This window comes from Citrobacter sp. Ce104 (genome assembly GCF_030334595.1).
Classification (GTDB): Bacteria; Pseudomonadota; Gammaproteobacteria; order Enterobacterales; family Enterobacteriaceae; genus Citrobacter; species Citrobacter europaeus.
The window spans coordinates 36569-48258 of the sequence record NZ_JAOWDP010000012.1 but is presented as its reverse complement, the minus strand read 5'-3'; the positions used below and the strand labels follow the sequence as shown (position 1 = coordinate 48258).

Below are 11690 nucleotides of genomic sequence, written 5' to 3'. Positions count from 1 at the left end.
AATGACAGAAAAATGACTGAGTGCTGCATTCCACAGCAAAACCCCGCCTTATACCCATTTACACACAGAGTTATCCACAATCGTAAGAAAATTAGCGGTCAACATCCCTGAAAAGAAGAGAAAACGAATAAGGAAATCGCTATATAGAAAGAAACTCGCTCTACGGTATATAAAGAAGGAATGCACAGGTAGTGCATGCCCCATCATCCCTACCACCTTTGAATTACGCATCCCATCAGGCGATAATACCCGTACAAACCGTGATTCCAGGACCGTGATGAGACACTCTCTGCAACGTACTGCTATACGCAAACGCCCGATGAAGCTCGGCACTACCGTGATCCTCATGGTCAGTGCGGTACTCTTCTCCGTGCTGCTTGTCGTTCATCTGATTTATTTCTCACAGATCAGCAATATGACGCGCGATGCGTTAGCAGGTAAAGCGCTTGCGGTCGCACGAACGTTGGCAAACTCCCCGGAGATCCGCCAGGGGCTAATGAAAAAGCCTGCAGAAAGCGGCATTCAGGCGATTGCTCAGGCGGTGAATAAGAGCAACGATTTTTTGTTCATCGTCGTCACCGATATGCAAAGCATTCGTTACTCCCACCCCGAAGCACAGCGAATCGGTCAGCCGTTTAAAGGCGATGACATTTTGCTGGCCCTACAAGGTAAAGAGAATGTCGCCATTAATCGCGGATTTCTGGCTAAAGCCCTGCGGGTGTTCACTCCTATATATGACGAACATCACCGGCAAATTGGCGTGGTGGCGATCGGTCTTGAGCTAAGCAGAGTTGCTGAACAGATCAATAACAGCCGCGGCAGCATCATCTGGTCCATCTTATTTGGCGTGCTGGTTGGGCTGCTCGGTACATGGATATTCGTTAAGGTCCTCAAGCGCATTCTGTTTGGTCTGGAACCTTATGAAATCTCCAATCTGTTCGAACAACGCCAGGCGATGCTGCACTCGATAAAAGAAGGCGTCATTGCCGTTGACGAGTGCGGTGAAGTGACGCTGATAAACCAGGCTGCGCAGGAGTTGCTCGATTACCACAAGTCACAAGACGATGCCCAGCTCTCCACGCTCAGCCACGCGTGGTCACAGGTAGTCGATTTTTCACAGGTACTGCATGACGGGACGCCGCGTCGCGATGAAGAGATCATGGTTAAGGATCGGCTACTCTTAATTAACACCGTTCCGGTACTCAGCAACGGTAAAATCATCGGGGCCATTTCAACGTTCAGAGATAAGACTGAAGTGCGAAAACTGATGCAACGACTGGACGGCATGGTTAACTATGCCGATGCACTTCGTGAACGATCCCACGAATTCATGAATAAATTGCACGTGATTCTGGGATTATTGCATCTGAAAAGTTATAAGCAGCTTGAAAATTACATCCTGAAGACCGCGAACAATTACCAGGAAGAGATTGGCTCACTGTTAGGAAAAATAAAATCTCCGGTGATCGCAGGATTTTTACTCAGTAAGATTAATCGTACCTCTGATTTAGGCCATAGCCTGGTGATCAGTAATGAAAGCCAGTTGCCAGAAAATAGCAACGAAGATCAGGTGGCGGTGCTGATTACCGTTCTGGGGAATCTGATTGAAAACGCCCTGGAGGCGCTAGGTCAAGAACCTGGCGGTGAGATCAGCGTATCCTTGCATTATCGACACGGCTGGTTGCATTGCGAAGTGAATGACGATGGTCCGGGGATCGCCCCCGAACACATTGAGCACATCTTTGAGAAGGGCGTTTCGTCAAAAGGAACCGAACGGGGCGTAGGTTTAGCGCTTGTTAAACAACAGGTTGAAAACGTTGGCGGTAATATATCCGTCGAGTCTGAACCTGGGATCTTCACCCAATTTTTTGTACAGTTACCGTGGAATGGTGAGAGGGCCAGCAGATGATCAATGTCTTAATTGTCGATGACGATGCAATGGTAGCGGAATTAAACCGCCGTTATGTCGCGCAACTCTCCGGTTTTCATTGCTGCGGCACAGCCTCCACGCTGGAGAAAGCAAAAGAGATAATCTTTCATAGCGGTCATCATATCGACCTGATTTTGCTTGATATTTACATGCAAAAAGAAAACGGTCTGGATCTGTTGCCTGTTCTGCACAGCGAAGGTTGCAAGTGTGATGTCATTGTCATCTCTTCCGCCGCCGACGCGACCACCATCAAAGACTCTCTCCACTATGGTGTCGTTGACTACCTGATCAAACCTTTCCAGGCTTCCCGTTTTGAAGAGGCGCTAACCGGTTGGCTACAGAAGAAAACTGAAATGGAAAAGCATCAGTACTATGAACAGTCTGAGCTTGACCAGTTGATTCACGGTAGCTCCTCTAATGAGCAGGAAGTGCGGCGCTTACCCAAAGGATTAACGCCACAAACTTTACGCACGCTGTGCCAGTGGATTGATGAGCATCAGGATCAGGAATTCTCCACCGATGAACTGGCCAACGAGGTCAATATCTCGCGCGTCTCTTGCCGCAAATATCTTATCTGGCTCGTCAATTGTCACATTTTATTTACCAGCATCCATTATGGCGTAACCGGTCGACCGGTTTATCGTTACCGCGTTCAGGCGGAACATTACTCATTGCTTAAACAATATTGCCAATAAAAACAATTGGGGATTATTTGTTATTTGAAGGTAACAATTATTAAAATAATGAAAAATCCCTATTTTACTGGTTCATGCTGCAGAATTATAAATTTGCGTTAGATCAAATATATTTGTATCCGGCATGTTAAATGCGTTATTTTAATATTGATTAATGTCACACTGTTTTTAATTTCAAAATCGCTAACAAAAGTTAATTAAGTATTATCTAACTCGCAGAGTGTGTATTTTTACCCATAAAGGATTAGTCTGAAATTAACCAGACATACAAAATCTAGACTGGTAGCAATGGAGACCATGCTACGTACCATGGACACCGTACATTTTTGTGAGCAAATAAAAGTATCCGCACGCCAACCTCATCAAATCATGAAATGGCGTGAGCGTGATCACATAAATAACCCACTCACTCATTCTGTCGGTGGTTCACGTAATAGCGGAAAACGCAAAACAGATAAATTACAGCGTCAACCGCGGCTCTCTATGTCCAGCTCTGCTTCCCATCGCCTGAGGATTCTCTCCTCTGATCAAAGCCACAGAAAAAAGCAAAATATCGCCATAACTTTAAATAAACATTCTAGCAAGACATTTGAACATTAATCGCAAATACGGACATATCGAATACTGACCATTTTTTGATGCCTATTCTGGCAAAAAAGGATGTGGCACAGATCCATTTTTCAAAAAATTGACTGGGTTTTTCGCGAGGGTAAATAAAATGTTATTTAGTATACAACTTCTCATAATATTAATATGTTTGTTTTATGGTGCCAGAAAGGGCGGTATCGCGCTGGGTTTATTAGGCGGTATCGGCCTGGTCATTCTGGTTTTCGTTTTCCATCTCCAGCCGGGTAAACCACCTGTAGATGTCATGCTGGTTATTATTGCCGTGGTGGCCGCATCGGCAACCCTGCAGGCCTCCGGCGGCCTTGACGTTATGCTGCAAATCGCTGAAAAGCTGCTGCGTCGTAACCCAAAATACGTTTCCATCGTCGCCCCGTTCGTGACCTGCACCCTGACGATTCTCTGCGGTACTGGCCACGTGGTATACACCATCCTGCCAATCATTTATGACGTTGCCATTAAGAACAATATTCGTCCAGAACGTCCGATGGCGGCGAGTTCTATCGGTGCGCAGATGGGGATTATCGCCAGCCCGGTTTCCGTCGCCGTTGTGTCACTGGTGGCAATGCTGGGGAACGTCACGTTTGAAGGCAAGCATCTCGAATTCCTCGACCTGCTCAGCATCACCATCCCGTCTACCCTGCTGGGTATCCTGGCGATCGGTATCTTCAGTTGGTTTCGCGGTAAAGATCTGGATAAAGATGAAGAGTTTCAGAAGTTCATTTCCGTACCTGAAAACCACAACTATGTGTATGGCGATACCGCCACGCTGTTAGACAAAAAACTGCCGAAAAGCAACTGGCTGGCCATGTGGATCTTCCTTGCCGCAATCGCCGTGGTTGCCGTGCTCGGCGCGTTCTCTGAGCTGCGTCCTACCTTCAGCGGCAAACCGCTGTCAATGGTACTGGTCATCCAGATGTTTATGCTGCTGACCGGTGCGCTGATTATTATCCTGACGAAGACCAATCCCGCTTCAATATCTAAAAACGAAGTCTTCCGTTCCGGTATGATCGCGATTGTGGCGGTGTACGGTATTGCCTGGATGGCCGAAACAATGTTCGGCGCGCACATGACAGAAATCGAAGGTGTGCTGGGCAATATGGTGAAAGAGTATCCGTGGGCCTATGCAATTGTTCTGCTGCTGGTTTCCAAATTTGTAAACTCACAGGCAGCGGCGCTGGCAGCGATTGTTCCGGTCGCGCTGGCAATCGGGGTTGATCCAGCGTACATCGTGGCTTCCGCTCCTGCATGTTACGGTTACTACATTCTGCCGACCTACCCGAGCGACCTGGCGGCTATTCAGTTTGACCGTTCCGGTACCACCCACATCGGCCGCTTCGTTATCAACCACAGCTTTATTCTGCCAGGTTTGATCGGCGTAAGCGTATCCTGTGTCTTTGGTTGGATCTTCGCCGCAATGTACGGTTTCTTGTAATTACAGTTCGCGTGCCGTCCACGTTGGTACGGCACGCCACCGTTAAGACACAGAGAATTTTAAAATTCCTGAGAAAAATGAAAAGGCTGGAAGCAAATGTCAAAAGTTGAATTCACTTACCAGGCGGCTTTCCCACTGGGGGAAGACAAAACTGAGTACTACCTGCTGACATCCGATCACGTCAGCGTCGGCGAGTTTGAAGGCGAAACAATTCTGAAAGTAGCCCCTGAAGCACTTACGCTACTGGCCCAGCAAGCCTTCCACGATGCCTCCTTCATGCTCCGCCCTGAACACCAACAGCAAGTCGCCTCAATTCTCCATGATCCCGAAGCCAGCGAAAACGATAAGTACGTGGCGCTGCAGTTCCTGAGAAACTCCGAAATCGCCGCCAAAGGCGTGTTGCCAACCTGCCAGGACACCGGTACGGCAATTATCATGGGTAAAAAAGGTCAGCGCGTATGGACCGGCGGCGGCGATGAAGCGGCCCTCTCCAAAGGCGTATTTAATACCTATATCGAAGATAACCTGCGCTACTCGCAAAACGCGGCGCTGGATATGTACAAAGAAGTGAATACCGGCACCAATCTGCCCGCGCAAATCGACCTGTACAGCGTGGACGGTGACGAATACAAATTCCTGTGCGTGGCTAAAGGCGGTGGTTCAGCGAACAAAACCTACCTGTATCAGGAAACCAAAGCGCTGCTGACTCCCGGCAAACTGAAAAACTTCCTGGTTGAGAAAATGCGCACGCTAGGTACCGCAGCTTGCCCGCCGTACCACATCGCATTCGTCATTGGCGGCACGTCAGCGGAAAGCACCCTTAAAACGGTGAAGCTGGCCAGCACGCATTACTATGACGCACTGCCGACTGAAGGTAATGCTCAGGGCCAGGCGTTTCGCGATCTACAACTGGAACAGGAACTGCTGGAAGAAGCGCAAAAACTCGGCCTCGGCGCCCAGTTTGGCGGGAAATACTTCGCGCACGATATCCGCGTGATCCGCCTGCCTCGCCACGGCGCGTCCTGCCCGGTCGGTATGGGCGTCTCTTGCTCCGCAGATCGTAACATTAAGGCCAAGATTAACCGCGAAGGGATCTGGATCGAAAAACTGGAACATAACCCAGCTCAGTACATTCCGGAATCCCTGCGCCAGGCGGGCGAAGGTGAAGTGGTTAAAGTTGACCTCAACCGCCCAATGAAAGAGATCCTCTCCCAGCTCTCTCAGTACCCGGTCTCTACCCGCCTGTCGCTGAGTGGCACCATTATTGTTGGTCGCGATATTGCTCACGCGAAGCTGAAAGAACGTATTGAGTCCGGCGAAGGCCTGCCGCAGTACGTGAAAGATCATCCGATCTACTACGCGGGTCCGGCCAAAACACCTGCGGGTTATCCGTCCGGCTCTTTAGGGCCAACCACCGCGGGTCGTATGGACTCCTATGTTGACCTGCTGCAGTCTCACGGCGGCAGCATGATCATGCTGGCAAAAGGTAACCGAAGCCAGCAGGTGACTGACGCCTGCCACAAACACGGCGGCTTCTATTTAGGCAGCATTGGTGGTCCGGCAGCAGTACTGGCGCAGCAGAGCATTAAGCATCTGGAATGCGTGGAATACCCGGAGCTGGGTATGGAAGCTATCTGGAAAATCGAAGTAGAAGATTTCCCGGCTTTCATTCTGGTCGATGACAAAGGCAACGATTTCTTCCAGCAAATCGTCAGCAAACAATGCGCTAACTGCGCCAGGTAACCCATTCGGCCCGGCACTGGACTGACACCTGTTTTTTTGGCGTCAGTCCAGTGATCCCCCCGGGCCAACTTTATCCCCCCATTTACTGGCGTTGAATTTTTACCGCTCACAGGGAATAGTAACCTTTTCCATTACTTGTGAATTCGCAATGCTCCGCACACTGAACCCCACAATTTTGTACTCTGGCGCGCTGTTCCTGGCGTTGATTCTTATCTACACCGGAATCTCCGCCTCGGAGAAAATAACCTGGCTGATGGAAGTCACGCCGGTCATTATTGTTGTCCCGTTGCTGCTGGTGACCGTTAAGCGCTACCCGCTGACGCCGTTGCTCTACACGCTCATTTTCTTGCACGCCATCATTCTGATGGTCGGCGGTATGTATACCTACGCTAAAGTCCCCGTCGGTTTTCAGGTTCAGGAATGGCTGGATCTCAGTCGTAACCCCTATGACAAGCTGGGTCACTTCTTCCAGGGGCTGGTGCCTGCCCTGACGGCAAGAGAGATCTTAGTGCGCGGTAGTATTGTTCGTGGCCGAAAAATGCTGGCATTTTTGGTCTGCTGCGTAGCGCTGGCGATTAGCGCAATGTATGAACTGATCGAATGGTGGGCGGCGCTGGCAATGGGCCAGGGGGCGGATGATTTTCTTGGTACGCAGGGCGACCCGTGGGATACCCAGTCAGATATGTTCTGCGCTCTGCTCGGCGCATTGACAACGGTGCTGTTATTGGCTGGCTGGCACAACAGACAGTTAAAAACTGCCGGATAGCGCTCACGCTTATCCGGCAGTCTGCCCTACCCATTACGAGATTTGATAACCAGAATCGGCAAGGCGAACAACAGGGTCAGAAAGTTCGCCATGCTGACGGCAGTATCTTCAATCAATAATCCGTAAATCAGCCACAAAACCAGCCCACACACAAACATCACATACATTAAACCGGAGATACCCTGCGTGTTGCGGGTGGTAATGACCTTAATCGCTTGCGGTAAGAAAGAGAGCGTCGTCAGGCAGGCTGCCAAATACCCAATCCACGAATGCCATTCCATAGTTACGCCTTCATATCGCCTGGAGCGGCTACCGCAATAGCCGGGATATCCGGTTGCTCATCGTGCTGCGGCACCTTACGGTACTTATCCAATAAATGGATCTGGATCCTGCGCAGCGTATCGCCGTTAAGTCGGTAAAAACGGAAATAGAGCAGCAGTGTGACGATAAAAAACAATGTGGGCAGGACAATCATAATGAACTGCATTCCGAGAATTGTTTCCGCTGATTGAGGCATATTGGGTACGTAACCAATCAGCCCAAGTACCACTGCAATGAAGAATGCTGCAAACGCTGATCCCCCTTTAACCACCATGGTCTGAACCGAATAGGCAATACTCTCACAGCGAATATTGAATTTGTATTCACCGTAATCGACGGTGTCCGCCACCATAATGACCTGCAACACCCAGAAAAGCGCAGTACCGATATTCAGGAAAATCCCCGCGGTAACGATCAGGAAGGTATTGTGGTACTCCGCCAGAGCCATAATCAGCAATACGCCTGCGCTCAAAACAGGCATCACTGAAGCGCCAGCCCAGAGTATTCGACGAGAAAGCGCTTTCGCCAGACGTGGGAAGAGGATCAGCGTTAATAAATTCGCTGCGCCGGCATATGACAGGTAATACGGGAAAAGATCTGCATCGCCAATAACATAGGTAAAATAGTAGATCGCAAATCCGGTGATAATATTGGCCGCAACATTGTAAGCCAGCGCCATCCCTAACAGGCATGAAAGCTGATCGTTTTTGTAAATCAGCCCGAGAATCGTTTTTAGCGGTAGACGACTGCTGTCCGCCGTTGCCTCGCTGTCGGAGGAATAAACTTCATGAACGTTGCGTAATGTGACGAGCGTCGACGCGATGAAGAATGCAATCAGCACCAACGTAAACATCTGGAAACCGAAGCCGCGATCGGCCCCGCCAACATAGCTCACAAAAGGCAGCGTCACGCCCGCGGTGACAAACCCGGCAAGGCTGGCGAAGAAACGGGGGAACGGCACCAGTTGTTCACGCTCGCGTTTATCCAGCGTAATGGTAGGGACCAGCGACCAGAATGGAATATCCATAATGGTGTAAGTCATTCCCCATAATATATACGTCACACAAACAAATACGATTTGCGCCGTCCCCTCAAACAGGTGTGCGCTAAAAAGCAAAAACAGCACCAACGAGTTCGCCAACGTGCCGAGTAAGATCCAGGGTTTAAATTTTCCCCAACGCGACCGGGTGGCATTCACTATCCAACCCATCACCGGATCGTTAAACGCATTCCATATTTTTGCCACCAGGAACAACGTTCCAACGACGCCTACCGATAATCCCACCACGTCGGTGTAGTAATACATCAGGTACATGTACACGATACCGATGGCGAAATCCTTACCAAACGCTCCAAATCCATAACTGAGTTTTGTTGTCAGAGAGATGCTCATAGGGTATCGGGTCGCTGTTACCAGCGCCCGCCTTCTGTAAGAGGAAACGTCAGAGGTTAAACGCCGGATACTCTGCCCGGCGTGATTGTGTGTTAACGGTGTAACCAGGCCGGCAGCCAGTCGCCGTGAGACGCGATCAGGTCATCCACCAGCGCATAAATCTCCTCAATCCCCAATACCGCAGCGGTATGCGGATCCATCATCGCCGCGTGATAAACACGATCGCGATTTTCTGTCAGGATGGCTTCCGTCAGCAGAGTCTGAACATTGATATTGGTTTGCATCATAGCCGCCAAATGCGACGGGAGAGTACCCACCTTCGTTGGCTGGATACCATTCGCATCGACCAGGCAAGCCACTTCCACACAACAGCCTTGCGGCAGGTTATCGATCAAATGGTCATTACGAACGTTGCCGTATACCACGCTCGGTTCACCGGTCCAGATAGCGTTCATGATAGTGCTGGCATATTCGCGCGACGGTTTAATATCGATTCGCGCCGCCGTTTTGTACTCCTCCAGCTCTTTGTTCCAGTTCGCCAACTGTTCCACGCAGCGTTTTGGGTACTCATCCAGTGGAACCTTATAGCGCTCAATCAGATCCTCACGCCCGGGTTTGATAAACCATGGCGTATATTCGGCGAAATGCTCCGAAGACTCGGTGACGAAATAGCCGAGTTTTTTGAACATTTCATAGCGCACAATGTTCTGGCAACGCGTATTTCCGTGAATATTCGGTTTCGGCGCCTGACCGGATTCATAAGCCGCCAGCAGTTCCGGATAAAGATTCACATAGGCACCGTCAGCCGTTTTGCGCTCGAGTTCCAGATAAAACGCCATATGGTTGATCCCGGCGCAGCGATAACGCAAAGAGGCCGGGTCGATGTTCAAATCGCGGGCCAGCTCCTCCGCTGTTCCCTGCACCGAATGACACAGTCCAACCTGCTTAATATGCGGATAGCGTGCATACATTGCCCAGGTGTTCATCGCCATCGGGTTAACGTAGTTAAGCATGGTAGCCTGCGGACAAACTTCGGTCATGTCCTCACAAATCTGCCATAAATGCGGGATAGTGCGCAGTGCGCGCATAATACCGCCAGGCCCCAACGTGTCGGCAATCGTCTGCTCCAGACCATGACGTTTACACACCGCAAAATCGGTGACGGTACAAGGTTCATAACCGCCAATCTGGAAAGCCACCACCACAAAATCGGCGTCCTGTAATGCCGCTTTTTGATCGGTGTAGCAGGTGATTCGTCCGGACGCGCCCGCTGAGTCCATCAACTTACGCACAACAATGTGTGACTCTTCCAGCCGAGTAGGATTAACGTCCATCAGGGCGACATGCGCAGATTTAAGCGCATCGCGATGAAAAACGTCTCCAAGGATATTTTTGACGAAAATCGTGGAACCGGCGCCGATAAAGGTAATTTTGGGTGCAGACATCATGACTCTCCAGAACATTAGTGAACACAGTCATGGTGGCACAGCGCATAGCTGAAAACTTCCGACTTCCCTGGCGAGCATTCCCATAAACTCAGATCGCCTCTTTGCCCGCTAGTGGATCTGAGTTTATGGGACAAAATTGCCCAAAAAGCAGAGTATGCGGTCCCAAACTCTCGCTATGCTCAATGATATCGGTCCGATTTGTGTCCTGATTCTCAGCCTTAATGCGCAGCAAATGACATGATTCTGATAATTCAGGAAATGGAGCAACCATGAGTACACTACCGACATCGCCTCTTCCCCCCGATCCGCACATGTGCAGTAGCGATGAAGAACAAACTCGCAGCCCATTGTCGCTGTACTCAGAATATCAACGGATGGACATTGAGCTGCGCTCACCGCATGCAATGCCTGCCAGCCACTGGCATGGGCAGGTGGAGATCAATGTGCCGTTTGATGGCGACGTCGAGTATCTTATCAACAACGAAGTGGTGCAGATAAAACAGGGACACATCACGCTATTCTGGGCCTGTACGCCGCATCAGCTCACGCGTCCAGGCAGTTGCCAAAGCATGGCTATCTTCAATTTACCGATGCACCTTTTCCTCTCCTGGCCGCTGGATCGCGAACTGATCAACCACGTTACTCATGGCATGGTCATCAAATCGCTGGCGTCGCAGCAGCTGAGCACCTTTGAAGTTCAGCGCTGGCAACAGGAACTGAGCAACCCGAACGAGCAAATTCGCCAGCTCGCCATTGATGAAATTGGTCTGATGCTCAAGCGGTTTAGCCTTTCCGGCTGGCAGCCTATCCTGGTCAATAAAACCTCGCGGACACACAAAAACAGCGTGTCCCGGCACGCCCAGTTTTACGTCAGCCAAATGCTGAGTTTTATTGCCGATAACTACGACCAGGCGCTCACGATCAACGACGTCGCGGAGCACGTGAAGCTCAACGCCAACTACGCAATGGGGATTTTCCAGCGCGTGATGCAACTCACCATGAAGCAGTACATCACCGCGATGCGCATCAATCACGTCCGCGCATTGCTTAGCGATACCGATAAAACCATTCTCGACGTTGCGTTAACCGCCGGATTCCGATCCAGTAGCCGTTTTTATGACACCTTCAGCAAATTTGTCGGCATGTCGCCGCAGCAGTACCGCAAACTGAGCCAGCAGCGTCGGCAAACAATGGCTGGCTGATATCATTCGCCAATATCAGTATCAGCCAAAAAAATATTCCCCCTGTCGATAAACGGCGGTGAAAAACCGCCAACAAGCGAACATAACCGATTGTTTAAAAACAAATTAAATACAAATCAGCCTATTTTTCATC

At 50.1% G+C, this 11690-nt stretch carries 9 protein-coding genes; 6 read left to right on the top strand and 3 right to left on the bottom strand.

What is annotated here, in order from left to right; translation table 11 throughout:
* The first annotated feature begins 277 nt into the window (after nt 1-277).
* The 5 genes from OGW16_RS00840 (at nt 278) to OGW16_RS00820 (ending at nt 7193) form a co-directional block, all read left to right on the top strand.
* Nucleotides 278-1909: a sensor histidine kinase gene (locus OGW16_RS00840; protein WP_043018144.1), complete on the top strand. Its 1632-nt coding sequence runs from the start codon at nt 278-280 to the stop codon at nt 1907-1909.
* Nucleotides 1906-2625: a two-component system response regulator DcuR gene (gene dcuR, locus OGW16_RS00835; protein WP_043018143.1), complete on the top strand. Its 720-nt coding sequence runs from the start codon at nt 1906-1908 to the stop codon at nt 2623-2625. Before OGW16_RS00840 ends, dcuR begins: the two co-directional genes overlap by 4 nt.
* Nucleotides 2626-3343: 718 nt before the next feature.
* A complete protein-coding gene (gene dcuB / locus OGW16_RS00830; protein ID WP_003031873.1) occupies nt 3344-4684 on the top strand; it encodes an anaerobic C4-dicarboxylate transporter DcuB in 1341 nt (446 codons plus the stop codon).
* Nucleotides 4685-4780: 96 nt separating this feature from the next.
* Complete coding sequence (gene fumA / locus OGW16_RS00825; protein WP_286517558.1) at nt 4781-6427, top strand: class I fumarate hydratase FumA; 1647 nt, start codon at nt 4781-4783, stop codon at nt 6425-6427.
* 148 nt (nt 6428-6575) lie between these two features.
* On the top strand, nt 6576-7193 hold the full coding sequence (locus OGW16_RS00820; RefSeq protein WP_043018141.1) for a DUF2238 domain-containing protein: 618 nt from the start codon (nt 6576-6578) through the stop codon (nt 7191-7193).
* Nucleotides 7194-7219: 26 nt separating this feature from the next.
* On the opposite strand, the gene OGW16_RS00815 is transcribed toward OGW16_RS00820, so the two are convergent.
* The 3 genes from OGW16_RS00815 to melA all read right to left on the bottom strand — a co-directional run bounded on the left by OGW16_RS00815 (nt 7220) and on the right by melA (nt 10355).
* Entirely contained in the window at nt 7220-7474 is a 255-nt protein-coding gene (locus OGW16_RS00815; RefSeq protein WP_043018140.1) for a SemiSWEET transporter, read from the bottom strand.
* A 2-nt stretch (nt 7475-7476) separates the two neighbouring features.
* The gene (gene melB, locus OGW16_RS00810) at nt 7477-8907 is read right to left on the bottom strand and encodes a melibiose:sodium transporter MelB (protein WP_043018139.1); all 1431 of its coding nucleotides are present in this window, start codon (nt 8905-8907) and stop codon (nt 7477-7479) included.
* A gap of 92 nt (nt 8908-8999) precedes the next feature.
* Nucleotides 9000-10355, bottom strand: coding sequence for an alpha-galactosidase (gene melA / locus OGW16_RS00805; protein ID WP_087052793.1), 1356 nt, complete (start codon nt 10353-10355; stop codon nt 9000-9002).
* 269 nt (nt 10356-10624) lie between these two features.
* Here melA and melR point away from each other — a divergent pair, with 269 nt between their 5' ends.
* Nucleotides 10625-11557 (top strand): transcriptional regulator MelR, encoded by a 933-nt coding sequence (melR, locus tag OGW16_RS00800; RefSeq protein WP_043018137.1) that lies wholly within the window; start codon nt 10625-10627, stop codon nt 11555-11557.
* Nucleotides 11558-11690: the final 133 nt, after the last annotated feature.